Annotated in this window: 18 protein-coding genes; 12 read left to right on the forward strand and 6 right to left on the reverse strand. The window is 46.2% G+C overall.

The window, feature by feature from the left end; translation table 11 throughout:
• Positions 1-113 precede the first annotated feature (113 nt).
• A complete protein-coding gene (locus U2F10_RS11080) occupies positions 114-1,046 on the forward strand; it encodes a phosphate/phosphite/phosphonate ABC transporter substrate-binding protein (RefSeq protein ID WP_499872046.1) in 933 nt (310 codons plus the stop codon).
• Between the two features lie 95 nt (positions 1,047-1,141).
• On the forward strand, positions 1,142-2,776 hold the full coding sequence (locus U2F10_RS11085) for an ATP-binding protein (RefSeq protein WP_163662951.1): 1,635 nt from the start codon (positions 1,142-1,144) through the stop codon (positions 2,774-2,776).
• A 52-nt stretch (positions 2,777-2,828) separates the two neighbouring features.
• On the opposite strand, the gene U2F10_RS11090 is transcribed toward U2F10_RS11085, so the two are convergent.
• Entirely contained in the window at positions 2,829-3,029 is a 201-nt protein-coding gene (locus tag U2F10_RS11090; RefSeq protein ID WP_163662953.1) for a hypothetical protein, read from the reverse strand.
• Between the two features lie 346 nt (positions 3,030-3,375).
• Between U2F10_RS11090 and U2F10_RS11095 the strand changes: the two genes are divergently transcribed.
• The 3 genes from U2F10_RS11095 (at position 3,376) to U2F10_RS11105 (ending at position 6,035) form a co-directional block, all read left to right on the forward strand.
• A complete protein-coding gene (locus U2F10_RS11095) occupies positions 3,376-3,648 on the forward strand; it encodes a hypothetical protein (RefSeq protein ID WP_163662957.1) in 273 nt (90 codons plus the stop codon).
• Positions 3,649-3,740: 92 nt separating this feature from the next.
• On the forward strand, positions 3,741-4,730 hold the full coding sequence (locus tag U2F10_RS11100) for a ribose-phosphate diphosphokinase (protein WP_163662960.1): 990 nt from the start codon (positions 3,741-3,743) through the stop codon (positions 4,728-4,730).
• A gap of 126 nt (positions 4,731-4,856) precedes the next feature.
• The gene (locus U2F10_RS11105) at positions 4,857-6,035 is read left to right on the forward strand and encodes a TIR domain-containing protein (RefSeq protein ID WP_163662963.1); all 1,179 of its coding nucleotides are present in this window, start codon (positions 4,857-4,859) and stop codon (positions 6,033-6,035) included.
• Between the two features lie 4 nt (positions 6,036-6,039).
• Here U2F10_RS11105 and U2F10_RS11110 read toward each other — a convergent pair whose 3' ends face one another.
• Positions 6,040-7,443: an HTTM domain-containing protein gene (locus tag U2F10_RS11110; protein WP_163662966.1), complete on the reverse strand. Its 1,404-nt coding sequence runs from the start codon at positions 7,441-7,443 to the stop codon at positions 6,040-6,042.
• A gap of 453 nt (positions 7,444-7,896) precedes the next feature.
• Between U2F10_RS11110 and U2F10_RS11115 the strand changes: the two genes are divergently transcribed.
• The 4 genes from U2F10_RS11115 (at position 7,897) to U2F10_RS11130 (ending at position 16,529) form a co-directional block, all read left to right on the forward strand.
• Positions 7,897-10,149 (forward strand): GAF domain-containing sensor histidine kinase, encoded by a 2,253-nt coding sequence (locus U2F10_RS11115; RefSeq protein WP_499872048.1) that lies wholly within the window; start codon positions 7,897-7,899, stop codon positions 10,147-10,149.
• A gap of 87 nt (positions 10,150-10,236) precedes the next feature.
• Positions 10,237-13,275 carry a response regulator gene (locus tag U2F10_RS11120; RefSeq protein ID WP_499872049.1) on the forward strand — a complete coding sequence of 1,013 codons (3,039 nt, stop codon included), beginning with the start codon at positions 10,237-10,239 and terminating at the stop codon, positions 13,273-13,275.
• Positions 13,276-13,329: 54 nt separating this feature from the next.
• Positions 13,330-13,713, forward strand: coding sequence for a response regulator transcription factor (locus tag U2F10_RS11125; protein WP_163662974.1), 384 nt, complete (start codon positions 13,330-13,332; stop codon positions 13,711-13,713).
• Positions 13,714-13,733: 20 nt separating this feature from the next.
• Positions 13,734-16,529: an ATP-binding protein gene (locus U2F10_RS11130; RefSeq protein ID WP_499872050.1), complete on the forward strand. Its 2,796-nt coding sequence runs from the start codon at positions 13,734-13,736 to the stop codon at positions 16,527-16,529.
• Between the two features lie 69 nt (positions 16,530-16,598).
• Here U2F10_RS11130 and U2F10_RS11135 read toward each other — a convergent pair whose 3' ends face one another.
• The 3 genes from U2F10_RS11135 to U2F10_RS11145 form a co-directional block, all read right to left on the reverse strand.
• Positions 16,599-16,793, reverse strand: a complete 195-nt coding sequence (locus U2F10_RS11135; protein WP_499872051.1) for a hypothetical protein — start codon at positions 16,791-16,793, stop codon at positions 16,599-16,601.
• Positions 16,790-19,042, reverse strand: a complete 2,253-nt coding sequence (locus U2F10_RS11140; protein ID WP_499872053.1) for a heavy metal translocating P-type ATPase — start codon at positions 19,040-19,042, stop codon at positions 16,790-16,792. The genes U2F10_RS11135 and U2F10_RS11140 overlap by 4 nt, the downstream gene beginning before the upstream one ends.
• Positions 19,043-19,330: 288 nt before the next feature.
• Complete coding sequence (locus tag U2F10_RS11145; protein WP_499866630.1) at positions 19,331-19,528, reverse strand: heavy-metal-associated domain-containing protein; 198 nt, start codon at positions 19,526-19,528, stop codon at positions 19,331-19,333.
• A gap of 481 nt (positions 19,529-20,009) precedes the next feature.
• Between U2F10_RS11145 and U2F10_RS11150 the strand changes: the two genes are divergently transcribed.
• Positions 20,010-21,188, forward strand: a complete 1,179-nt coding sequence (locus tag U2F10_RS11150) for a glutamate--cysteine ligase (RefSeq protein WP_499872055.1) — start codon at positions 20,010-20,012, stop codon at positions 21,186-21,188.
• A 116-nt stretch (positions 21,189-21,304) separates the two neighbouring features.
• Here U2F10_RS11150 and U2F10_RS11155 read toward each other — a convergent pair whose 3' ends face one another.
• Complete coding sequence (locus U2F10_RS11155; RefSeq protein ID WP_163663208.1) at positions 21,305-21,490, reverse strand: hypothetical protein; 186 nt, start codon at positions 21,488-21,490, stop codon at positions 21,305-21,307.
• A 598-nt stretch (positions 21,491-22,088) separates the two neighbouring features.
• Between U2F10_RS11155 and U2F10_RS11160 the strand changes: the two genes are divergently transcribed.
• Both U2F10_RS11160 and U2F10_RS11165 read left to right on the forward strand, forming a co-directional pair.
• Positions 22,089-24,317, forward strand: a complete 2,229-nt coding sequence (locus tag U2F10_RS11160; protein ID WP_499872057.1) for an endo-1,4-beta-xylanase — start codon at positions 22,089-22,091, stop codon at positions 24,315-24,317.
• Between the two features lie 199 nt (positions 24,318-24,516).
• Positions 24,517-25,920 (forward strand): multicopper oxidase family protein, encoded by a 1,404-nt coding sequence (locus U2F10_RS11165; protein ID WP_499872058.1) that lies wholly within the window; start codon positions 24,517-24,519, stop codon positions 25,918-25,920.
• Positions 25,921-25,942 lie beyond the last annotated feature (22 nt).

Here is a 25,942-nt window from a genome sequence, read left to right on the forward strand (position 1 = left end):
CTTCCTGTTAGAATTTGTCCAAGGGGGAAGTGATAAAGAATATTCAGAACCATAGAGTTAACTTGTTAAGTATGCTGCCTGTACGTATAAGATCCTTCTCTTTACTTAGCGTAATGTTAGGACTATTATTGGTGGGCTGTGGTTCGGTCGAATCAACGACTGATTCAACCGAAAGTGCATCAGTAAGTACTTCAAGTGCTTCTGAGTTAACGGCTAATGAAGTCCTTATTCTGGGTGATATCTCTAAAAAACCCACCCAAAAAATAGAACGATACCAGCCCCTGGCTAATTATTTAGCAAATCGTTTAGAAGACGTCGGTATTAAAAAAGCAACTGTCAAAATTGCCCCTGACCTGGAAACGATGGAAACCTGGATAGAATCTGGTGAGGTGGACCTTTACTTCGATAGTCCTTACCCTGTTATAGTCGTTAGCACCAAGACAGGCGCTACTCCCATCCTGCGGCGTTGGAAAAAGGGTGTTGCTGAATATAACAGCATTATTTTCACCCGTAATGACAGCGATATCGACACCATAGCAGATTTGCAAGGGAAGCACATCGCATTAGAAAGCAATATCTCCACATCAGGTTATATGTTGCCGCTGGCATATCTCAAAAAAGCAGGTCTGATCCTAGTTGAGCAGTCGCTAGATATTGAAGAGTCGCTAGACAATAAAAGCCTTCAAGTTAATGAAGTTGGATTCATTTTTAGTGGAGATGAGGACAATACCGTTGAACTGATCCTCACGGATAAAGTCGATGCTGGTGCAGTTGATAGTGGTACGTTTGCTGAACTGCCAGACGATGTCAAGTCCTCTATGAAAGTCATTTTAGAGACTGAGTTTGTTGCTCGACATATTGTACTAGCAAGCCCCAGACTACCAACTGAGCAAATAAATGCCATAGAGGCTCTTTTACTGGATATGGATAAATCGCCAGAAGGTGAAACAACGTTAGAAAGCTTTGAAGATACTGTCAAATTTGATGATTTTCCCGTGGAACAATCCATAGAACGCTTAAAGGAGCTCTATGATCTAACATTCTAACAAAGACTGCTTCAGTACAAGCGTTTCAATACATGTGGAGATTCATCGGGTTGCACAACCAAAATGGTTCGCTTACCAACAAACTTACACTCACTATGAGTTGTTTGGCTGTGGGGGGAGTGCTGACTGTGGGGAGCTCTGCATTGTTACGTGAACGCATCAGCTTTCGCAAAGATCTAGAACAACAGGCTGAACTGCTTCTGGATACATTATCAGCAGCTAACAGTGATGCTCTTTATTTTAATAAATTTGATGAAGCTGGAGAGATCATCAATAACCTTGACAAGAACTCTCAAAGTAAGCGATTAATAATTTCTGCTCGACTCTACCAAAAGGATGGACGTGTCATCTCAGATACCTTTACCGAAGACTATAAAGTCCTGAGTCTCCAGCCAGATCCCTTAGGACAGAAGATTCTTGCTAGTCAACAACTGGTTTTAGATTGGCAGGATGAGAAATTAATTGCTGGTAAACCCATTTTGGTTGGGGAAGACGTTGTTGGTGCAGTCAGCATTGGTTTTTCGACTAAACCACTACAAACAGAACTGCGTCAGACTTTATTAGAAGGACTGATGGCAGCTGTCATCATTGCTATTATCAGCATCCTATTAGCCCGTTTACTGAGTCGTTCGATTACCAAGCCTCTCCAACAGCTGACTACAGCTACGAAACAGATATCTACAGGGGAATGGGGACAAACCATTAACCTCCAAACCAATGATGAGCTAACGACACTGTCGAATGCGTTTAATCACATGAGTGGCCAACTCCATAATGTGGTTGAATCACTGAAATTGCAAACCAATGAATTAGAAAACAGTAGACAGATTGCTCAAACCAGAGCTGATGAATTAGAGCAAACCCTAGGAGAACTTCGTAAGACTCAAGAGAAACTTATTCAACAGGAGAAAATGTCTAGTTTGGGTCAGATGGTGGCGGGTGTGGCTCATGAAATCAATAATCCAGTCACCTTTATTCAGGGTAATGTAGAGCCTGCGCAAGAGTATGTAGCAGATCTGTTAAACTTAATTGAGCTTTATCAGAAACATTATCCCAATCCCCATGAAGAGATCTTAGCTGAAGAAGACGCCATTGATCTACCTTTCCTAAAAGAAGATATCGCAAAATTACTCTTCTCGATGAACATGGGGTCTGAGCGCATTACTGCAATTGTTAATTCTCTCAAAACGTTCTCACGGTTGGATGAAGCTCTTTGTAAAGCGGTTGATTTACATGTGTGCCTTGATAGCACATTAGTTATCTTAGATCATCGCCTTAAGGGTCAAGGTCACCGCCCTACAGTTGAGGTCATAAAGGACTATGGCACGTTGTCTGCAATTGAATGCTTTGCAGGACAGCTCAACCAGGTATTTATGAATCTCATTGCCAATGCCATTGATGCGTTTGAAGAACCTGACCCAGCGTTAGAATTGAACTCTGAGAAAACAAGTCAGCGACAGATTTATATCTGCACTTCGATGACCGATAACGATCATGTTCTAATTCAAATTCGAGATAATGCTGGGGGCATGTCTGTAGAGGTACAGTCACGCATTTTTGATCCGTTTTACACGACTAAACCCGTTGGCAAAGGCACCGGCTTAGGGTTAGCCATTAGCTATCAAATCATCACAGAGTTACATGGAGGGCAGCTCACATGCGAGTCTATCCCTGGGCAGGGCACAGAGTTCTTAATCGAAATTCCCAGTAGTCAACCATTGGCAACCTAAGTGTCATCCTTGTCACACTGAGGTGTCAAAAGGCCATCTTAACGGGGTAGCTTCATTTTGGTTGATTTTTATAGGAGTGTTCAACTCTGCTAATTAATTTTTCAGCCATCATGATGGCATTCGAGAGAAGAATTTGCTCTTGCTGTCCCCTGGCTTCTTCCTCACTAACCATGGTGTAAATGTGAGGATTAGCCAGCATACCTGCCAATAGATGGCTAGCAATGGTTTTGAGCTCTTTTTCCTGGGTCGTCATGGTCACTCCTTCCCTAAACGTGGTCTACTTTAACTGTCGTTTCCTTCTGTGGTTACAACTGATTGTATGTATTACAACCGATTGTATGTAAATGATGTGAAGATTTTATGGGGGAATGCAGCACTAGTACCGATGGCAGAAATTTGGCAGTAATTGCATCCACCCATCCACCCATCCACCCATTCACCCATCCACATTTGATAGTGGCAAACTTACACCACAGAGTACTAGTCTAGCCTCACAGGATCCTCAACTTGTCTGTGTACCTTAAAGATGAGAAGGTCTCAGGGGCTATAGAAGAAGCTGTGGCTATAGAAGAAGCTGTTCAGGTGAAGGTGGATGAACGATGACTGTACAGGCCAACGATAATATTTATCCACTCTACAAGCGTGAAGCGCCTGAAGAATGGCAGGTGACTAACGGCATGACCAAGCGCGAGCATTTCGCCAGTATGATTATGCAGGGATTAGTTGCCCACCATGGCTATGGAGAAAGTCATTTTGCCAGAGGGCAGGAGATTGCTCGATGGTCTGTGCACCTGGCTGATGCCCTGATTGATGAACTCAATCGGCACAATCAGTCTGATGAAAGCAACCTGTCTTCTACCCACCAAAATTAAACTATTGATCTTTTGTAGGGAATGCTGCACCAGGGTTTTATGGGAGGATACGTTTTTTTAGCCTATGCTAAGGGTGGTTAAGAGGTGCTGCTATGGATGATCGGGCTATCAAAATTTTCAGCCTAAATACCAGTCGGGAATTTGGGAAGAGGGTTGCAGCTCATCTGGGCCTTGTCCTGAGTCATCATGAAGAGAGAGACTTTGAAGACGGTGAACATAAGACGCGTTCATTAGTTAATGTGCGAGGTCAGGATGTGTATGTGATCCAGTCTCTCTATGGTGAACCTGGAATCAGCGTCAATGATAAACTCTGTCGACTGCTGTTTTTTATGGGTGCCTTGAGGGATGCCTCAGCTGAACGTGTGACTGCAATTGTTCCTTATCTTTGCTATGCCCGTAAAGACCGCCGGACAAAGTCTCGGGACCCGGTAACGACCCGATATATTGCTCAATTGTTAGAGTCAATTGGTTGCGATCGCATCGTTACCCTTGATGTCCATAACCTGGCAGCCTTTCAAAATGCTTTTCGCTGTCCTGCCGAGCATTTAGAGGCAAAAAACACATTTGTACATCACTTTGCGTCCCTACTTGACGAGCGTGACATAGTGGTTGTGTCTCCAGATTTTGGTGGCGCTAAACGGGCCGAAGCATTTCGTAAACAACTTAGCCAGAAGCTTCAGCGTGATATCTCCATTGCCTTTGCCGAAAAACATCGCAGTTCGGGTGTTGTGTCTGGCAGTATGTTGGTTGGCGAGATTCAAGGCCGTACGGCCATCATCATTGACGACCTCATCAGCAGCGGTACCACCCTGGCTCGCACGGCAAAAGCTTGTCATAGTCAAGGTGCTGTAGCCGTTTATGCCGCTGCTACCCATGGTGTCTTTGCCAAGGAATCCAACCATATTTTGGCGATTCCCGACCTTGAGAACATCATTATCACCGATACTGTTCCATCGTTCCGGTTGACGGCCAGTGAGGTGACGGCCAAGCTTACGGTTTTAGATACAACACCGCTGTTTGCTGAAACCATTCGTCGACTCCATAGCGGTGGCTCATTGGTGGCCCTTTTAGACTCCCCATAAAGGGCTAAATCAATGGGATAACTCAATACTTTAGTATGAAAAATCACCCTAGATGCGTCATTAAACTGAGCCGGATTTTGGGCATAAATGTTTGAATGGCTTACTAGGCGATGATACCTAGGAAAAATGAACCAGATATATATTTCCTATGCGTGGAAAGATAATAAAACCGAGCAGGGACGTCAGCGAGAGGCGTTAGTCGATCGGATTTGCGCCGTACTACTGGCCAGACGGTATAACTTGATTCGAGATCGCAACCACCTCACCCTGGGCCAAAGCATTGAAAAGTTTATGCGGGAAATTGGTCGTGGTAACTATGTGATCCTGGTCATTAGCGATAAATACCTGCGCTCTGAGTATTGTATGTTTGAAGCGCTGGAGATAATGAAACGTAAGAACGACCAGCAGAGGGTTTTCCCCGTTGTTTTATCGGATGCTAATATCTATAGCCGTGAAGGACAGGTGGACTATATTCAACATTGGCAAACGAAAAAAGAGCAGCTATCGGCCCTGATGGGTCCTAATCCGTCCGATGAATATTCTGCCATGGTTGATGTGGCGAATAAAATTGCCGAGATTGCCACTCATGTAGATGACTTTATCCAGTTTGTTAGAGATAAACTGAGCATCGACCCTGCTAAGAACTTTGATCAGTTTATTGATCACCTCATTGGCAATATTAAAGAAGATTCTCAACAGCTGAGAAGCACAAAATCTATCTTGGTGGCAGGCACAGGTAAATTTCATCTTCCTGCTGAGATTAACTGGTGTGCCCAAAAGCTAGGTAAGAAAATCGCAGAACACACCTACCATTTAATTACAGGCGGTTGGGAAGGCGTGGACTATGTTGTTGCCGATGCATTTGCTCAACAGCTATCTCAGGATAATGTACGTTTAACGGGCAAGCTCACACAAATTGTTCCCCGAGGAAAGCAGCCTGTGTTTAAGGGGGGCGCAGTGCAGTATACGGAATCTGGTGTGAATGAATGGCTGGATTGTTTACAACGGTCAGATTTGGTCATTCTGTTAGGGGGTATTGGTGGCACCTATGAGACCTATGAGTATGCCAGACAGGAACGCATTCCGGTACTTCCCATTGTGTGTACCAATGGGGATGCTAAGCGGGTATTTGATGAAATGCTGAGAAATTGGGATCGGGCGCTGATGGGGGGGATAGCGCCTGAAAAGTTTAAGTCGCTGAATCAGTACATTAATGATGCTGAAACCGCAGAAGATGTGATTGAAGATGTAATGGAAATGGTGAATGAGATTATTTTCTCCAAGACGATGTTGAGGTCCTCGTAGGGGTTTATTCTGTTAACTGCTCAGATAATGGTATTTCTAACGGCAAGATCCAATCTGCTGGCATCAACGATTGCCGTTTTTTCGACAAATCTACGGTTGGATCAATCAGTTGTTGTTTTTCTCGTCCATTAAGAGAAGCAAAGGCTTCAGCTCTCACTTCAATTGAGTCTTTATCGTCCCCACCAATATCCTCAGCAATCATATGGCTTAACTGCAAAATCATATCCGGTCGGGCCGCCATCTTACGCACTTGCCAGCGAGGCATAATATCGTATGGGTCTAAGGCGCTCACCGAATTGTCCCGCGTGTTGGTAATAATAAATTTCACATCGGCATCTTTTGAGCGTAGTTTCATATGCCAGGCAAACCGATGACCTTCTTCGGTCCAGTTCGCATCACCTGGATAGAGATAATGGCGAAATGGCAAGAGTAACTGTAGGGCCAGGTAAATGCCCAACAAAGTCAGGATCGCTATGTGCCTGGGTGTCAAGCGGGCTGGAGCAGACTGGTTGCGATCGCTAAATCTTTGTCTTACCAAACGCCGGGGCCAGTCAGGATAGAAAAAGATAGCCGTTGCCGCAATCATGAACCAGGGGAAAATGCCAATGTCAAACAGTTGGACATTCATCAAGTGAAAGGTTAATGCCAGGACAAACGCATAGAGCCGCGTGCGTCGCCATATTAAAAAGGGCACCACCAACAAATCCAACAACAGTCCCCCATAGCTCAGAAAGTAGACCATCCATTCCTGAGTAAAAAAAGAGCCAATGAGCGGAAAATCTGTGCGAGCCGCCATCCACATACGCATCGGCTCCCCTTGCAACCAATCACCGTTAATCTTGGCCAAGCCTCCATAAAAATAAGGAATCCCCACATGGATGCGTAAGAGCCACAGCGTCCAAGCCGGAACCGTTTGAGTACGGATGCCGGGTCGTCGCCAGGCATCAAAGGAAAAGGCGCGGTGGGCGGGGATAAAAATCAGGATGAAGCTGATTAAGCAGATTAAATAAAAATGGTTGAGGTAGCGCGCTTTCTCTAATAAAAAAATATAGGTAAACCCTAGAAAAAATAGCACTGCACTGACGCGATACCAGATGCCCAGGGCAATAAAGGCTGCCAGAATACCGAGACCTACAAAGTGGATATACATGCCCTGACCTGGCCAGGGGTGGAACCACTCAAAGCCAAAGTAAGGAAAATTGAGAATAGGATCGATCCAGTAGCGGGCGATCCAACCCTTGTCAAAATACCGCCACACTTCCCAGAGCATGATGCCGCCAAAGGCCATGCGAAAGTAAACCAGTATGGCAATATCCACTGGGGCAAATAGAGAACGCCAAAGCGGTTTTTGCAGATATCTTAAAAGACGTTGCGATTTAGGATTATCAACAGTGAGGGGGCTTCCCATAACTTACAGGATGTATTGAGCTCGTTACCGTTATAGCCCAATCCACCTTGGCCTAAACCAAGTGGGTTGCCATGCACATTTCATCTTTGATTGATATGAAAATAAGTCAAAGACTACTAAATCTGAGATGAATCATACGAGAAAAATTCGTTGTCAAGGACGACTTTGGGGTGGATTAACAAATCTCTGGATTGGGTCCGGATTATTACATGACTAATACGGAAAGATTTGTGAACCTGGTGCTCAATGTTTGCTGTCTGGCATAAATAAATTGGTATAGAAAATTAAAAATCTCGGCATATGTTTAAGTAATTTGCTATTGATGTCCTGTATAACGGGAATTCTCAGAACGTATGCAGGTTTTATGCTGGTTGGTAGGATATGCTGCTAGACCAGGTTCAAAAAACCGTAGCTAAAGGCTAGAAGCTAATAACTTCAGGGATGTCCCCTTTGATGGTGAGTATTGATTTAAAGAAAATAGTTCTTAAAAAGGAATACTCCCTAATTCAGGATGTGCTACAGGCTACGGCCTCTAGCGTCATTATTGAAACGGCTGATGGACAGCAGCTACTAGGCAATAGTGCCAATGGGCACAAGCGCTATCCCATTGATTTAGATGGATGCACGTTAGGGTGGGTCAAGGGTGATGAAAAGGCCCAGGCCATTGCCCACCTGATCTCTAAATTGGCCTATCGAGAATCAGAAAAACGATCGTTAGCTGACGAGTTGCTGGGGAAGTATAAGGAAATCTCCCTGCTCTTCAATCTGTCAGAAAAAATTATCGATAGTTCAGATATTCAGGAGGTGGCTTCTCTGGCACTAGAGCAGGCATGCCAACTGCTGAAATCGGACCAGGGCACCCTGATGCTAATGCAGGATGCGGAATCGCTGGAGTGCATTGCTCGGTTTGGTAAGGGGAACTTATTTCAAGAAACCATCGCTGTGGGCTGTGGCATTATTGGCACGATTGCCCAGGTTGGGCGCGGTGAGATTGTTAATAATGTGGCGTCAGACGTGCGATGCCCATCGCAGCAAACGATTGCGCTGATGTGTGTGCCGCTAAAAAGTAAGGAGTCTGTAATTGGCGCGATCGCACTTAGCAGATCGGTTACCAATCCTTACAGCGCCGAAGATCTAAAGCTATTGACCACCATGACATTTCAAGTAGCTGGTGTGATCAACGCGCTGTTACATGAGCGTCAGCTCAAAGAAAGCCGTCAGAATGATTTAATCTTTCGCCTCTCCAGTCAGATTCGAGAATCCCTGGAACTCAACATCATTTTGACCACAGCGGTGAGCGAAATTTACCGCACCCTCAATGCAGATCGCTGTTGCTTCCTTTGGGTTCAAACGCCAGCTAAATTGGCAGGCCCGCTCCATGGGTCCTGTCCGGTTTCACCCAGCATTGGTGGCTTAGAAGTGGTCACCGAATCTAGACGCAGCCAAATGCTGCCCTTGGTGGGTGAATATGCCGCTGATGCAGTGGGCAGTCTAGCCCAATGGTTGGGTCAGCAGTCCTTAGTCAAGATCAATAATGTCAGTGCCCTAGAGGATGTCCCCACCCGAACGTTTTTGCAAGCTCACGACTTTGCGTCGTTATTGGCCGTTCCTATCAAGACTCGTTCGGGTGACATTGGGGCAATTTGCTGTGGCACCAGTCAGGAGGCTAGAACCTGGAGCGACAGTGAGGTGGCTCTACTACAGGCGGTGACCAACCAATTGGCCATTGCCCTTGATCAAGCAGAACTCTATGAGCACAGCTGTCGTGCTGCCCAATTGGCCCAGGAAAAGGCTCAACAACTGGCTGCCACACTAAAAACGCTACAACAAACCCAGCTACAGCTGATCCAGAGTGAAAAAATGTCGGGTATTGGTCAAATGATGGCAGGGGTGGCCCACGAAATTAATAATCCGGTCACATTTATCTATGGAAATCTGGAGTTTGTGCAGGAATATACTCGAGACTTGGTGGAATTGGTAAAACTTTACCAGCAAGAGTATCATTCTCCCTCTGAGGGATTACAGCAGGCCATTGAGAATGTAGAGCTGCCCTTTTTGCTAAAGGACCTGCCGGAAACCCTTAATAGCATGGCCGTCGGTACCGAACGCATCCGCGATATTGTACTGTCGCTCAAGAACTTTGCCCGTTCCGATCAATCTGAGTTTAAATCCGTTGATATCCACGAGGGCCTTGACAGTACCTTACTGATTTTGCGTCATCGCCTCAAAGCCCAGGCTGATTTTCCAGGTATCGAAGTAATTAAACACTACAGCGATTTACCCTTGGTTCACTGCTACCCCAGCCAGCTCAATCAGGTTTTCATGAATCTTTTGGCCAATGCCATTGATGTCCTGGAAGTCCCACCGTATTACCACTCACCGAGAATTACGATTACGACGCTGCAACTTCACCCAAACCGGATTCAAGTTCGGATTCATGATAATGGCCCGGGAATTGTTGCCAAAATTCGAAATAAGCTATTCGATCCCTTCTTCACCACCAAGGATGTGGGTAAAGGTACGGGGCTAGGTCTTTCAATTAGCTATCAGATTATTACTGAACGCCACAAAGGTCGCTTAGTTTGTCAGTCTGAGTTAGGTCGGGGGACGACGTTTTTGCTTGAAATTCCAGTTAAACAGGATGATCTTGAAATGAACAATGCTAGAGACAACATAGATAAGCGCCGTCAATCAAGACCTTATTAAACAAGGTTTTTAGTCCTTTTTTGTTTCAGGTTCATCCGGCTGACGCTAACGCAATTTTAGGCATGCTCCATTCCTTGGGTAATAGTCATGGATAATGGCTCACAGTCATCACAGCTCTGGTTGGGACAACCAACGGCAGCATCAGGTAAACGGCATAAATTACAACATAAGGTCACGGTATTTGCCATTGCCCTTAGTACCTTGCCTGTTGTGCTCATCGGTAGTGCCGCTTATCTATTTGCCAGTCGCTCCATAACTCAACAAGTTATTCAAGAAAAGCGCCAGCGTACGGAAGTCATGGGCGATAAATTAGATCAGTTTCTGGTCAGTCGGCTGCGTGAGGTGGAATCCTTAGCCGTTAACCCAGTGTTGACCCAAGCAACGCTGCGCAATGACTCGTCTCCCAATCAGCAACAATTACTACTCACTGAATTTGCCAATAGCCTTGACTATTTTGACAGCATTATTTTGTTTGATCTAGATGGAAATCCAGTAGCACAGGCGACTACGGGCAAACCTTTTGTTGGTAACTATGGGGATCGTGAGTATTTTCAAGCGGCTGTAAAAACTGGACAGTCCACGATGAATGGCCCTGGGTTGTCGTCTAGTTCAGGCCTCCTCCGGGTGGAATACGCTGTTCCAGTCAACGATCTAGAAACCGGTAACTCAATCTATATTATTAGGGCCCGTGTGCCAGGGCACTATATGAGTGAACTCTTCGAGATTTTTGAAGAGCATAAACGAGTATGGCATCTCTTTAATTCCGATGGCATGATTTTTGCCAGTGCTCGACAAAACTACCTGGCCCAGACTGTTGAGAGCTACTATCCAAGTTTAATGGAGATCTTTGAGAGTAGACGGTCTAAGGCTAAAGTCTTTGCCAATAGTCAAGAAGATAACAGAAAACAACTGGTTGCCTATGCTCCCGTGAATCTTAGCAACAGTGTAAACTCTGAGTCTATTGGTGCTCTGATTACTGCTGATACGGCAATTGCGTTTGCCCCCCAATATCAGCTGCTGCGCATTTTTGCCCTAGGGACGGGGCTGACGGCTGTTATTGTTGGGGCAATTACGACCTATGTGGCTAACCGTGTCATTCGTCCAATTCAGCATCTGACCCAGGTGGCTCAGCAGGTCACCCATGGGGGTAACTTTGCACTGAGGGCCAAGGTTAACAATCAAGATGAAATAGGATTGTTAGCCAACTCTCTCAATCAGTTAATCACCTGGATAGGGCAGTATACGGAAGAGTTAGAGCGAAGTCAGGAGGGCCTGGAACAGCGGGTTAAAGAACGTACAGAACAACTTGATGCCATCATCGATAATCTTGGTGATGGGCTGTTGGTGATTGATTCAACTGGCACTATTATTCGCTGCAATCCTGTGCTGGTTCACATGTTCAATCTATATGCCAAAACCGTTACGGGATCGCCCTGTCATGAAGTTTTTCAGACGGATTTGTCTCAACTCATTGCTAAAAACCAGGCTGATCCGACCCAGTTGCTGATTACCGATGTCGAGCTGCCTAATAATGGCATTGGTCAGGCCTTGGTCACTGCTGTTGTGAGCAATAATAGTAACGTCGTTCCGGGGGGAGATTTTGATTCCATTGTTCTCATTCGTGATATTACGGCTGAGAAAGAAGTGGATCAAATGAAAACCGACTTTATTTCGACGGTTTCCCATGAGCTAAGGACACCCCTGACGTCGATTTTAGGGTTTGCCAAACTGATCCAAAAGAAACTGGAAGATACTGTATTGCCCGCTGTAAAGATTGAGACTAAAAAAACGGACCGGGCAGTGCGACAGGTCCGTGACAACCTGGGCATTATTATCTCTGAAGGGGAGCGTCTGACCTCCCTGATCAACGATGTGCTCGATATTTCTAAAATTGAGGCGGGCAAAATTGAGTGGAACATGCAGCCGTCATCTATCTCGGATCTGATTGAGCGAGCCATTTCAGCGACATCGGTGTTGGCCCAAAACAATGGCTTAGAAATTGTTCTTGATGTTGAACCCGAATTGCCAAAGGTGGTGTGCGATCGCAACCGCATCATCCAAGTATTGATCAATCTGATCTCCAATGCCATCAAATTTAGCAATGAGGGAGTTGTCACCTGTTTTGTGCGGCATCAAGATATTGAATTATCGATCAGTATCATTGATACGGGCATTGGCCTGTCCACAGATGACCTAGAGAAAGTATTTGAGAAGTTTACCCAGGTAGGTAAAGTCATGACCGATAAACCTAAGGGAACGGGGTTAGGGCTACCGATCTGTCGACAAATTATTGAATACCATGGCGGTCGCATTTGGGCCGAAAGCGCCCTCGGTCAGGGGAGTACCTTTACCTTTACCCTGCCTTTGACCGCGGATCTAGAAGCCAAGCCAACAAACATGAATCTGGAGACCCTGGTCCAGCAGCTAAAAGAAAATGTACGACAGACCGTGGCCGCCGCACCGGTCACAGACACTCCCCAGAAAACAATTTTGGTGGTTGATGATGAACCCCATATTCGGCAGCTTTTGCGCCAGGAACTAGAAGCTGTGGGCTATAAAGTCCAGATGGCTAAAGATGGCATGGATGCCCTCAATCAGGTTAAGGCATCCCCCCCAGATCTGATGGTGTTGGACATGATGATGCCGAACATTAACGGCTTTGATCTGGTGGCTATCCTCAAGCATAATCCAGCGACCATGGGTATTCCCATCATTGTGGTGTCTATTGTTCAAGATCAAGAACGGGGCTACCGTCTGGGTGTGGATCGCTATCTCAGTAAGCCCATCGACACAGAGGTGCTGCTCAAGGACATTAAAACTTTATTGGACCAGGGCACATCCAATCGTCAGGTACTCGTGGTGGATATAGATACATCGATGGCCAAGACCCTGACGGATGTTTTACTGTCGAAGGGCTATACCGTTACTGAATCGACCACTGGTAAGGACGGTATTGAAAAAGCCCTTTCCCTGAAGCCCGAGATGATCATTGTCGATTCGGCCATTTCCATGGAACATGAGGTGGTCAACACCTTACAATTTGACAATGGCTTAGAGAATATTTTTCTCATTATGGTAGAAAATTCTCAAGTTATATCACCACCGGATTCAGCTAATTCTGCATGATGTCAGCTGTTTGATGGTCGACCTTTTCTCCCACTAATCCATTGGAGTAATTCCATGAATAAAGCTGTTTTAATTGTTGATGACGAAGTGCATATCCGGGTGCTGATGGAACAAACCCTGGAGGATCTTGAAGACGAAGGCGTGGAGCTATTGACGGCAACTAACGGCATGGACGCCTTAACCCTAATTCGTACCAAAAAGCCCAATTTGGTTTTTTTAGATGTGATGATGCCGAAACTGAATGGTTTTGAGGTTTGTCAGGCGGTGAAGGAAGATGCCGCGGTGCGCGATACCTACATCATCATGTTGACGGCTAAAGGGCAGGAATTTGATCAGCAACAGGGGCGTGAAGTGGGGGCTAATTTGTATATGACCAAGCCGTTTGACCCTGACGAAATCCTAGAAAAAGCTGCGGAAGTCTTAGCTATTGCCCTATAGAACGCCCTATAGAACCTTATATGAGTATCCAACCATCGTCATCTGCGAATTCTTCCCATGGCATCTTACCAGCCCAGGTCAGAAGCTGGTTGCGCAACCTGAAGGTAATTCAGAAAATTGGTTTGGGATACGCCTTGGTGGTCGGTATTGTTGTTGCTGGTACAGGCACGGGTATTAGTATTGCTCGGCGCTATGAGTTTAAGGCTTACCAGGGCAATGAAGATGCTATTGAGGAGATTTTAAGTCTACGGAATCTAGAGAAATCCCTGAATCGATTTATTGCCTATGAGCGTCAGCTGATTACCTGGCTTGAAAATCCAGACCAGTTTCTAATCAATTATGATCTTTATCGCTCGAGTGGTAGCGATTTTCAAAAAGATTGGTTGAGTTTACAACAGCAATATGACGATGATATTGAAGGCGGTGTAGAAGAAACCGAAGATGAGCTGGAACTGTTGGATGAATTAGTTGAGAACTACGATGGTGTTGTTGAAACTAATTTAGAAGAGATTGATCAATTTGTAAAAGGGATGGACCTGAGCGATCTACAGGATCGAGAACTCCTGGTAGCTCGTCAGGAATTCGTGGATTTAAATCGTCGTCCTGCTGCACTAGAACTGGAAGAATTTGCACGAAATTTAGCAGCTCTGGCTGACTTCATTGAAGAAGATGAACTGAGGGAATCCAGGGAAATTGTTCAAGAATCTGCGCGGCTGCAAGCCCAGGTGATTACAATCAGTGTTATTTTATCGCTTATATTTGCTAGCCTATTGGCCTATCTCATCAGTCGTACCATCAGTCAACCACTACGAGCGGTTGAAGAAACGGCCTTACAAGTCACACGGGATGAGAATTTTAACCTGCGAGCGGGGGTGGTCAATCAGGATGAAATTGGCAGTTTAGCCCAGTCTCTAAATCAGCTCATTGAGTGGGTAGGTGCCTATACCCATGCCCTAAGAACAACTCAACAGGATTTAGAAACCAGAGCCCAAGAGCTAAATGCCATTATTGATACCCTGGGGGACGGGCTATTGGTTATTGATGCCGCAGGTCAGATTACCCGAGCTAACCCTGCCCTGAGAAAGATGTTTCGGTTAAATGGGACCCCCTTGCGTGGTCGACCGATGCAAGACGTGTTTGATCGGTCGATTACGGAGCTGATTGTTCAGAACCAAGCAGCTCCAGACATAAATCTCAGTGTTGAAGTGAATTTGTTAGAAAAGCGAGTGGGGCAAGCCCTGGTGACAGCGATCACGTCTAATCGAGAGACAACGGCAAGTTCTGAGCCTGGAAAAGCTCATGGTTCTGTTGTTTTAATTCGTGACATTACAACTGAGAAAGAAGTGGATCAAATGAAAACCGACTTTCTTTCGACGGTTTCCCATGAGCTAAGGACACCCCTGACCTCGGTCCTAGGCTTTGCTAAATTGATTCAAAAAAAGCTAGAAGACACCGTATTGCCTGCGGTGAGTGCTGAGACCAAGAAAACGAATCGAGCGGTACGCCAGGTGCGGGAAAACCTCGGCATCATTGTATCTGAGGGTGAGCGCTTAACATCTTTGATTAATGATGTATTGGATATTTCTAAAATTGAAGCAGGCAAAATTGAATGGAATATGCAGCCGACATCTGTGGCTGAGATTCTAGATCAGGCAATTTCGGCCACGTCTGTTCTCTTTCAAGCCAGTGGTTTGGATCTGATTCGCGAGGTTGAACCAGGGTTGCCAGAGGTGATATGCGATCGCAATCGTTTGGTTCAGGTTCTCATTAACCTACTTTCTAACGCTATCAAATTTACGGATAGTGGTTCCGTCACATGTCGTATTTATCAACAAGATGCTGAAATTGTTGTCAGTATTATTGATACAGGTATTGGTCTTTCCGAAGACGATCTCGAAAAAGTGTTTGAAAAGTTCACCCAGGTGGGTGAAATAATGACTGACAAGCCTAAGGGTACCGGTCTAGGGCTACCAATTTGCAAACAAATCGTTGAACATCACGAAGGGCGAATTTGGGTTGAAAGCCAGCAGGGGCAGGGTAGTACTTTCTCCTTTACCTTGCCTGTGAATGCATCGCAGGAGAGTGAAGCAACTAGCGTCAATTTACAGTCCCTGGTACAGCGGCTCAAAGAAAACGTAGATCGAGCCGTTACTCCAACGGAAAAGTCTCAGAAAACAATTCTCGTGGTGGATGATGAACCCCATATTCGTCAACTGTTGCGCCAGGAGTTAGAAGCAGTTGGTTATCGGGTTAAAACGGCTAACGATGGTATGGATGGCCTCAATCAAGTTAAGGCAGAGCCACCGGATTTAATCATCCTTGATGTGATGATGCCCACCATCAACGGCTTTGACTTGGCTGCTGTGCTCAAGAACAACCCAGCTACCATGGGCATTCCCACCATTATTCTTTCTATTATTCAAGATCAACAGCGGGGCTATCGTCTTGGCATCGATCGCTATCTCACGAAGCCAATCGATACAGAGGCGCTGCTTCGCGATATTAAAATTCTGTTAGACCAGGGCACGTCAAACCGTAAGGTGCTGGTGGTTGACATGGATGTTTCCACCACTAAAAATCTGACGGATGTGTTGCTATCTAGGGGGTATACCGTTACCGAAGCGACTACGGGTAAAGAAGGCATTGCAAAGGCTCTGGCACTTCAGCCTGATATGATCATTGTCGATTCAGCGATTTCCATTGAGCATGATCTCGTGAATACGCTGCGCTTTGATAATGGTCTAGAGACTATCTTTATTATCATGGTAGAAATGTCCCAGGTTACAGACACCTCGAATCCCACAGAACCCACGTAATCCCGTAGGGGCGAATAGTAGGGGCGCACTGCTGTGCGCCCCTACAAAGGAAAACAATCTATTTGTCCCTTATTTTTTCTTGCCAAGAAACCACCACAGTTCTAACGCAAGCAATCCTAACCCCGCGACAGTCACCCCAAATTTGACCACCAATGGCTGCTCAATCGCCTGAATACTGCCAACGTTTGCACTGGCCAGGGATGCTGTACTGGCAATCAAACCCAGACAAAATAAACCACTCAGCAAAAAAGATTTGAGTGTCATAGTCGTACCCCTTGCGGTCTAAACTTTCTCAGCCGTAGCGCATTGGTCACCACAGAGACCGAACTAAAGGCCATGGCAGCCCCAGCAATCATGGGGTTCAACAGCCAGCCAAAAATGGGATAAAGAATCCCAGCGGCCACCGGAATGCCTACCACGTTGTAGATAAAGGCAAAGAACAAATTTTGGCGAATATTGGCCATGGTGGCTTTACTGAGACGGATGGCCGTGACAATGCCGCTGAGGTCGCCTGAAATTAGGGTAATATCGCTGGCTGCGATCGCAATATCCGTCCCTGTCCCAATGGAAATTCCCACATCTGCCTGGGCCAGAGCAGGAGCATCATTAATACCATCGCCCACCATGGCGACCCGTTTCCCGGTAGCCTGCAGCTGTTGCACATGGGCAGCTTTTTGGTCGGGCCGCACGCTGGCAATATAGCGGCGAATGCCCACATCCTGGGCAATGGCGGCAGCCGTTGCCGGGTTATCCCCCGTCAGCATCACCACGTCTAAACCCAGGCGCTGTAAACGTCGCACGACGTCTGCAGACGATGGTTTCAAGGCGTCGGCAATGCCCAGTAGCGCTTCTGCTTTACCATCCACTGCAACCCATACGGTGGTTTTAGCAGCTGACTCCCAAGCCTGTCGTCGAGACTGTAGGTGCTCGGTATTAATCCCCAGGCTCTGCATCCAGCGTTCGGTACCAATTTGCACCCGCTGACCATGGACAGTCCCCTGGACACCGCTGCCCACAATGGCCTCAAACTCCTGAACCTCTGGTAGGTTATCCACACCCTGCGCCTGCCCATAGTTAACGATGGCTGCCGCTAAAGGATGCTCCGACTGATGCTCAACGGCGGCAGCTAGCTGGAGTAGCCTAATTTCATTGCGATTGGCCGTTCCCCTGACCGTCAGGTAGTCCGTCACCATGGGTTTGCCCTGGGTGAGGGTGCCGGTTTTATCCATAATAATCGTCTGTAGCCTGTGGGCCTGTTCCAAACTCTCGGCGTCCTTAATCAAAATGCCGTTTTCAGCCCCTTTACCGGTACCTACCATGATCGATGTGGGCGTGGCCAATCCTAAGGCACAGGGGCAGGCGATGATTAAGACGCCGACGGTGGTGAGTAGGGATAGGGTGGTGTTGCCCGTGAGATTGAACCACAGGGTGAAGGTGAGGAGTGCGATCGCAATAACAATCGGTACAAATAATCCAGTCACCTGGTCTGCCAGCTTTTGAATTGGTGCTTTTGACCCCTGGGCTGTCTGCACTAGCTGCACAATCTGGGCGAGGACCGTATCTCTACCGACCCGTGCCGCACGAAAGCGAAAACTGCCCGTTTTATTAATGGTTGCGCCAATGACTTCGTCTCCAACCCGTTTTTGCACAGGCATCGGTTCACCCGTCACCATAGACTCGTCCACGGTGGATAGGCCTGACACCACATCCCCATCCACGGGTATTTTCTCACCGGGGCGCACCGCCACGATATCGCCCACAACAACATCCTCAACGGGGATATCCATTTCTTGGTCCTGACGGACAACCCTAGCTATATTGGGCTGCAGCCCCATCAGCTGACGAATCGCGTCCGACGTTTGTCTCCTGGCCCGATTTTCTAAATATCGCCCCAACAGTAGCAGCGCAATAATCACCACAGCGGCTTCATAATATACCGCAGGCTTTAGCCCTTGAGCAGTGAGCACATTGGGAAACAGGGTGACAAATAGGGAATAAATATAGGCAGTGCCCGTCCCTAGCGCTACCAACGTGTTCATGTTGGCCGCTCGATGGGTCAACGCTTTCCATGCACCCACAAAAAATGGCTGACCGCACCAGAACAAAACCGGTGTTGATAACACCAACTGTAGCCAGGCATTGTGCAAAAACATCGGCCATCCAGGAATGTGAATGCCCAACATGGCAGGCATGGTGCCAAACATCAGCACAATACCAATCATGCCGCTGACCACCACTCGCAACAAACGCGCCCGTTGTTCTGCTTGCTGTTCGATACGATCAGCCTCCAGACTCATCTCCCTAACAGCCGCCGCCCCATAACCTGCATCAGCAACAGCTGCCTGAATAGCATCCAGGCTAGTACTACGCTCGTCATAGTCAACGCTAGCCTGTTGGCTAGCAAAGTTGACCAGGGCCTTTTTCACCCCTGGTACTTGTTGAATAGCCGTTTCGATACTGTTGGCACAGGCCGCACAGCTCATGCCTTTGATTGCTAAAGTTGCGGTAGTCATGATGATCTCCTGGCTCCTCCCATGGAATAGACTTGCAGCGGTTGGGAAAGCAAACACTAAAGATAATGCAGTCAATACTGAGCTGCATAAACCAGCACCTCATCCCCTTCTGGGAGAGGCAACAGGGTAGGTTAACCGTTGAAGCTATTAGTTGAACGTCTGAAAAAGTAATAGAGCGGGTTTCGGTGGATAGCGTAGCGGTTAACCCACCCTGCCTACGGCACCCCTCCTGGGAGGGGAGAAACCCCAACTTAATAGGGCTTGATGAAGGATTTAGCCCTCTGATTTCTAAGCAACTGGGGGATAGCCTGCTTTTTCGAGGGCTTCTCGTACAGAGGTTTCCGCCGCTTCTGTTTCGATATCTACCTGCTTGGTTTTAGGATCGGCAGTGACAGCGGCATTGCTATCTAATGCTTGTACAGCATTTGTGATGTTTTTTGCGCAGACATCACAGGCCATGTTGGGAACCGTTAACTGAAGTGCCATGATCTTGATTCTGATGGATTAGCCTTAGTCTAAACCCTCTAGTTAACTAGAGAGTCTAGGGGGGGCTTTATTTACTTATATAACTTAATGGGCATATCGTGATGGGCGTTTATCTCTGCCTCTGCCAGGATTCGATACAGAATAACCCATTGCCCTCTTGCTATCACACCAAGGGACTTTTAGGCAATAGGGATGTCTTACAAGACAAGGCAGCAGCTGTATGCATCATCCAATTCTATTTGGTTTTTAATGATATTGATTACTATTAACACTCATCAATAATGAAATTATCCTTCATATGGCCTTTGAATGATTTCTTTGTATTTAAGGCCTAAATATTAATGAATATTTTTCCATGATCTACTTTTATTCACACCAGGTTATTGACAAAACCTGGTGCTATTGACATTTTGTTGCATCATAAGTGATCTCTATATTGCCAGTATTGGCAAGAAATCTTTGAACCTTAGGGTGCATTAGCATGAGTCATTCATCTATTAATCAACCGATAAGTCCCTATCAATTTGGTCTAGAGCATGAAGTTGCTTTTTGGGATCAGCAAACAAATCAATTTGCTGATTTTTCCAATACTTCATTTCAGCGATTTGAGCAGTTGGTAGAACAGTTGCCCACCTATGGGTCCGACTATCCTCAACTGCGAATTGGGGATGCAGGAATAAAGCGTAAACGTTGGTACATCGAAGGCTATGAGAGATTTTCTGAAACAGGTGAACTTGTTGATTGTATGCCAAAAGGAATTGAAATTCGTACCACACTTCAGCCAACAATCGCTGGAGCAGTTCAAGAACTACGAGAGAGTTTTATCCAGCTGTGGGACGTAGCTCGTCCCACGGGGTTAATTCCTGTTTTAACCAGCTTTAACCCGGTGCAAACAACATTTACGCCAAAGCCACCCCTTAACAACTATGAGACTAGCCGACGGGAGGCGTCACCAGAAAAACAGACGGCGCATATTCCCATGTTGACCTATGGTCCAGATCTTAATTTTTCGATTCGTGGTCTTTCTACTGCTAGCTTGATCCAAGCCGGTAAAAAACTAACTTACTATAGTCCTGCTATGGTGCCGTTTAGTTTTAGTTCACCATTCTATGGGCAACAACTATGGTCGGGCCTATCGGTGCGGACCCATACACGCACAGGGCTACGACCAGCTGCGATGGTGTTTGTCGAAAAACCTACAGACTTGATCGCCAGTTCACCCTCCCTCACAAAAATTGCCCGTCTGCCAGCAGAAATAGGACGCATTGAGTTTAAAGCCTGCGATAGCTGTGGTGACTTTGAGCTTTATGGTAGTCTCCTGGCTTTAATGAAAGGGATTGTCTTAGATACAACATTATCTGGTTCAGCCTTAGTACCCGATGCAGAGAAGCATCAACGGGCTGCGATCTATGGTTTCCAAGATGTTGAGATCTATGAACATGCGATCGCACTTTTAACAGCTGCTGAACAATCTCTGGGGGAAAGCCATGAGAGAAAATTATTACAGCCTCTATGGAATTTTGTTCATGCAAAGCAAACACCTGCCCAAGCTATGGTGGAGCAATGGCAAGCCAAAGCGAGCTTAGCAGAGGTACTGAGGTCTGGCTACATCAAGGAGTACACGGTCCCAGTAACCCATCAGCTAGCGCCTCAGCTCTAATACAGCCTCTAATACAGCCAGTAGTAAACTGTTCAGATGTTGTCGATATTCCGGAGGATCTAATCTGGAAATATTGATGTAGAGCCATCTGATCTAGATCGATTGATTTCCCTAAATCATAAGTGGCTGGAGCATTGATTTTCTAAAGCGGACAAAGATGTTGATGGATAGTCTGAAACATCTTTGTCTAGCGTATGTTGCAATAACAGCTCATCGTTGAGATGCATACAGTCTGGTGGTGTAAATGAGTGATGATCAAAGGCATTTTCAATGCGTGGGGCAAACACTATATATAGTTTCACTTTATAAACCTCTCTCCCCTTAATAGTTCAAAACATATACCTTGAGCTATTTATTATTTTCAAGAGAAGTGCTTTTAACTCAAGTCCATCCAAGTAATTCAAACATAAACTCTAATATCCGCTAAATTTTACTTTTTTTGATTCCAGAAGCAGTTTTCTGCCCTGTAAACGATCTTCTTCATCAAATACTCACAATCTTTTCATTAGAGGTGGCTGCCATATTGCCCCTATCCGAGATACCTTATGTGAAGTGTGTTCTGATAGTCATACAACAAAGCATTAAAGGTGCTTTGAAAACTTGAATACAAACCTAAATCATTGGCAACATATCGATCTTCATCTTCCAACAACGTGTTACCTCTAACCCGAGGTAAGGGAAGTTTTGCAATGCGCTTCCCTTTAGTTTGAAGTAACTTAGAGCACCTGAACAGGAACTCTCAAAGTTCGTGATTTCACTAAACATACCCCTGTTGTAGGTAACAATTTTAACGATCAAAATCTTGTGATCGTGAGGTTTCTCACGATCGCAGAGATTGGTGATGTCGTAGTAAACGTTTTTGCTGGCTTCAGAAAATCATGAGATCTAATTCACTTCATTATGAACAACAACGATCGTACGTTACGTTCCGCAGCCAAAAAACAAAATATGGTGATCGGAACTGCTGTTCAAGCTCGTCGCCTGAAAAGTGATAGCCGCTACCGAGAAACTATTGCTAAGGAGTTTAACAGCATCACGGCTGAGTATGAAATGAAGTTCAGGTTCCTACAACCTGAGCGAGGTCGCTTTGACTTTAGTCAGTCTGATGCACTAGTGAACTTTGCTAGCAAAAATAATATGGATTTAAGGGGGCATACCCTCGTTTGGCACAAAGAAATTCCAAAATGGATAGAAAATGGGAACTGGAGCCGCCGAGAGCTGCTGGGTATCCTCGAAAACCACATCAAAACAGTTGTGGGACGGTATAAAGGGGAAATACCTGTATGGGATGTTGTTAATGAGGCTGTTAACGAAGACGGAACACTTCGAAATTCATTCTGGCTCAAGGAGATTGGCCCTGAGTACATTGAACTTGCCTTTAAATGGGCCCATGAGGCTGACCCCAATGCCACACTTATCTACAACGATTATAGAAATTCTGAAGTCAACAGAAAATCTAACGGTATTTATCGGTTGGTATCAGACCTGAAGGCAGACGGTGTACCCATTGATGGTGTTGGCTTCCAGATGCATATGCCAGAGGAAGATCCTCGTAATTTTAATAGTGTTGCCGACAACATGCGCCGCCTTGGTGCCCTTGGTCTGGAAGTTCAGGTCACAGAAGCTGACGTGCGCATTAGAAAACCAGCTTCTCAGGCAGAAGTACGCAATCAAGCGGCGATCTATGAACAGATTGTTGAAACTTGTTTAGAAGCAGACAATTGTAGTTCCGTGACTCTCTGGGGATTCACGGATCGCTATTCATGGATACCTGGTTTCTTCAAGGGCTTTGGAGATGCCCATATTTTCGATGAAAATTACAAGCCTAAACTTGCTTATGAGGGTCTTTTAGATGGGTTTCAGAGTGACTCATCCCCCAATCAACCACCGGCTAAAGTGGCTCCAACCATTCAAACTCCTTCGGCAGTGACAATCTCTGAAAATGGGACTGCGGTACTCAATATCAATAGTACTGATGATGTAGACAGTGAGGGAGATGGGCTCACCTACCGTCTGAGCGGTGGAGCAGATGCTGCTTTGTTCTCCATCGATAAGAACGGTGTGTTGAATTTTAAGGCAGCACCTGATTTTGAAAAGCCTGGTGATGCTAACGGTGACAACATCTATAAGGTTAAGGTTGCCGTCACTGACTCTGATTCCTTAACTGCAACTCAAAATCTCAGCGTCACAATTAAAGATGTTAACGAGTCCAGCGAACCCAATGAACCGGACAATCCGAGCGAACCCAGCAAAGTGGCTCCAACCATCAAAACATCTTCTTCAGTAACCATTGCTGAGAATAAAACTGCGGTACTCAATATCAATAGTACTGATGATGTAGACAGTGAGGGGGATGGACTCACCTACCGTCTGAGCGGTGGAGCAGATGCTGCTTTGTTCTCCATCGATAAGAACGGTGTGTTGAATTTTAAGGCAGCACCTGATTTTGAAAAGCCTGGTGATGCTAACGGTGACAACATCTATAAGGTTAAGGTTACCGTCACTGACTCTGATTCCTTAACTGCAACTCAAAATCTCAGCGTGACCGTATCTGATATCGCGGATACACCCTCAAATCCTGATACGCCTGATCCTGGTAACCCCGGTGGTGGTAACAGTACCCTTCTTGATCTGGGTAATGGCAACAACAAAATTAAGCTCAGACGTGGCAACCATACCATTCTCGCTGGGGCAGGCCATGACAAAATTGGTCTAGGAACAGGGATCGATACTGTTGATGCGGGTGATGGCAATAACTTTATTTACATGACCAAGCATAATGGGAGATCCGATGGGTCTAAAGACATTCTCACGGGTTCAGGCGATGACCGGGTGAAAGCAGGGTCCGGTGACGACCGCCTGAACTTGGGTACGGCTAAAAAATACGATATTGCCTTTGGTCGAGGCGGCAGCGACACATTTGTGTTGAACGAAGGTCGCGGTTATTTGATCATCCGAGACTTTGAACAAGGTATCGATAAGATCGAAATCGGTAGCCTGAGCTTTGATGATCTGAACCAGTCGACTAGAAATGGTAAAACCTGGCTGTCGGCAGGTAATGATACCTTGGCTAGCCTAACGTCCTTCACAGGAAGTTTGACAGCTGAAGATTTCACGACCGTAGGCTAGAAATTTAGTCTCTATCAGCTTTTGGAGAATCTTTCTGTTTCAAAGAGAGCTGATTAAAGTTCACACAGTGGCCTGAAGTCTCATAGCTTCAGGCCACTGCACAGTGCACTTATATTTCAAATGCAACGGTATTGTGAATAGATGCTACCATTTGGCTTCGATATCTAAATGGCAATTTGTGTCTATTGGACTGAGTTGTATGTATCGCCGTCAATTTCTTAGCTGTATGGCCATTGCCGCTAGCGCGCCATTGTTTTCGCAATGTGCCCGTGCTCCACGTCGTGTCACGAGTCAGGATGGGGTGTTAGAGCTATCGTTAACAGCCCAAGCTCAAACACAGGTCATCGCAGATGAGCGTACCCATTTATTGGCCTACAATGGTCAACTGCCTGGCCCTATGATTGAAGTACGGGCTGGGGATACGGTGCGTTTGACCCTAGTCAACCAGCTAGATAGACCCACCAATCTCCATTATCACGGCCTACACATCTCACCTGAGATTGATAATGTGTTTCGAGAGGTGGCCCCTGGTGAGCGCTACACCTATGAATTTCAAATCCCATCTAACCATCCGGCTGTTACAGCTTGGTATCATCCTCACTACCATCTGGATGTGGCGCGACAAGTATTTGGCGGCTTAGCAGGTCCGTTGATTGTTCGCGGAGACCTGGATGAGGTTCCTGAGCTACAGCAGGCGGATGAGACTGTGCTGGTACTACAGGATTTTGAGCCTACACTGCAGCCATTGGAACTCCATGCTCTGGGCAAAAAGTGGGGGCGTGAGGGTTCATGGTTGTTAGCCAATGGTCAGCGTAATCCTACGGTGACCATACCTCAAAATGGATTGCTGCGACTACGGTTGATCAATGCGTCAGCCTCTCGGATTTATCAGCTGCAACTGCAAAATCATCCCTGGTTTTTGATCGCGACGGAGTTCGGCGCGATCGCAACTCCCACCGCAATTGAGCTCCTACGACTCTCCCCCGGTGAACGTGCCGAACTCGTAATACCAGGTCAACAAGAACCCGGAGACTATCAGCTAATTAGTCTCCCTGATGATCGCGGTATTGGCACTGTGCTAGAGGCGCTGGGGGGCTCTGTTGAATACATGCCAGGTGTGGTACAGCCTACCCAAACTACTCTTGCCACCCTGCGTTATCAGTCCAGCGACTATGTTGAGCCGCTACCGCTACCCCAGAAATTAATTCCTGTTGAGGCCTTGTCTACACCGGTTACCACACGAGAATTTGTGTTGAACCATGGGATCGGTGATGGCTCCAGTGGTTTTATTATCAATAACAAATCCTTCGATATGAATCGGGTGGATACCCAGGTTCGTCTAAATCAGATAGAAGATTGGAAAATTATTAACCAGGCCAGTATTGATCATCCGTTTCATTTGCACACTAACCGTTTTCAGGTGATTGAACGTAATGGCCAGCCTGAGTCTTTTCGCGCGTGGAAAGATACCGTGAGTCTTCAAGGGTATGAGACAGTTGTTATTCGAGTGCGGTTTGAAGACTTTGTGGGACGCACGGTTTACCACTGTCACATCCTTGACCATGAAGATCAGGGCATGATGGGCATTGTGGAAATCTCCTAAATAGAAAAATCTACCCTACCCT

The organism is Leptothoe sp. EHU-05/26/07-4, from assembly GCF_043421015.1.
GTDB classification, from domain to species: Bacteria; Cyanobacteriota; Cyanobacteriia; order Phormidesmidales; family Phormidesmidaceae; genus Leptothoe; species Leptothoe turfae.

Coding starts and splice junctions, on each gene's coding strand:
- U2F10_RS11125 (WP_163662974.1), top strand. CDS start 13,330: ATGAATAAAGCTGTTTTAATTGTTGATGACGAAGTGCATATCCGGGTG.
- U2F10_RS11090 (WP_163662953.1), bottom strand. CDS start 3,029: ATGACGACCCAGGAAAAAGAGCTCAAAACCATTGCTAGCCATCTATTG.
- U2F10_RS11160 (WP_499872057.1), top strand. CDS start 22,089: ATGAACAACAACGATCGTACGTTACGTTCCGCAGCCAAAAAACAAAAT.
- U2F10_RS11140 (WP_499872053.1), bottom strand. CDS start 19,042: ATGACTACCGCAACTTTAGCAATCAAAGGCATGAGCTGTGCGGCCTGT.
- U2F10_RS11105 (WP_163662963.1), top strand. CDS start 4,857: ATGAACCAGATATATATTTCCTATGCGTGGAAAGATAATAAAACCGAG.
- U2F10_RS11115 (WP_499872048.1), top strand. CDS start 7,897: ATGGTGAGTATTGATTTAAAGAAAATAGTTCTTAAAAAGGAATACTCC.
- U2F10_RS11085 (WP_163662951.1), top strand. CDS start 1,142: ATGAGTTGTTTGGCTGTGGGGGGAGTGCTGACTGTGGGGAGCTCTGCA.
- U2F10_RS11080 (WP_499872046.1), top strand. CDS start 114: ATGTTAGGACTATTATTGGTGGGCTGTGGTTCGGTCGAATCAACGACT.
- U2F10_RS11120 (WP_499872049.1), top strand. CDS start 10,237: ATGGATAATGGCTCACAGTCATCACAGCTCTGGTTGGGACAACCAACG.
- U2F10_RS11110 (WP_163662966.1), bottom strand. CDS start 7,443: ATGGGAAGCCCCCTCACTGTTGATAATCCTAAATCGCAACGTCTTTTA.
- U2F10_RS11145 (WP_499866630.1), bottom strand. CDS start 19,528: ATGGCACTTCAGTTAACGGTTCCCAACATGGCCTGTGATGTCTGCGCA.
- U2F10_RS11165 (WP_499872058.1), top strand. CDS start 24,517: ATGTATCGCCGTCAATTTCTTAGCTGTATGGCCATTGCCGCTAGCGCG.
- U2F10_RS11150 (WP_499872055.1), top strand. CDS start 20,010: ATGAGTCATTCATCTATTAATCAACCGATAAGTCCCTATCAATTTGGT.
- U2F10_RS11100 (WP_163662960.1), top strand. CDS start 3,741: ATGGATGATCGGGCTATCAAAATTTTCAGCCTAAATACCAGTCGGGAA.
- U2F10_RS11135 (WP_499872051.1), bottom strand. CDS start 16,793: ATGACACTCAAATCTTTTTTGCTGAGTGGTTTATTTTGTCTGGGTTTG.
- U2F10_RS11130 (WP_499872050.1), top strand. CDS start 13,734: ATGAGTATCCAACCATCGTCATCTGCGAATTCTTCCCATGGCATCTTA.
- U2F10_RS11095 (WP_163662957.1), top strand. CDS start 3,376: ATGACTGTACAGGCCAACGATAATATTTATCCACTCTACAAGCGTGAA.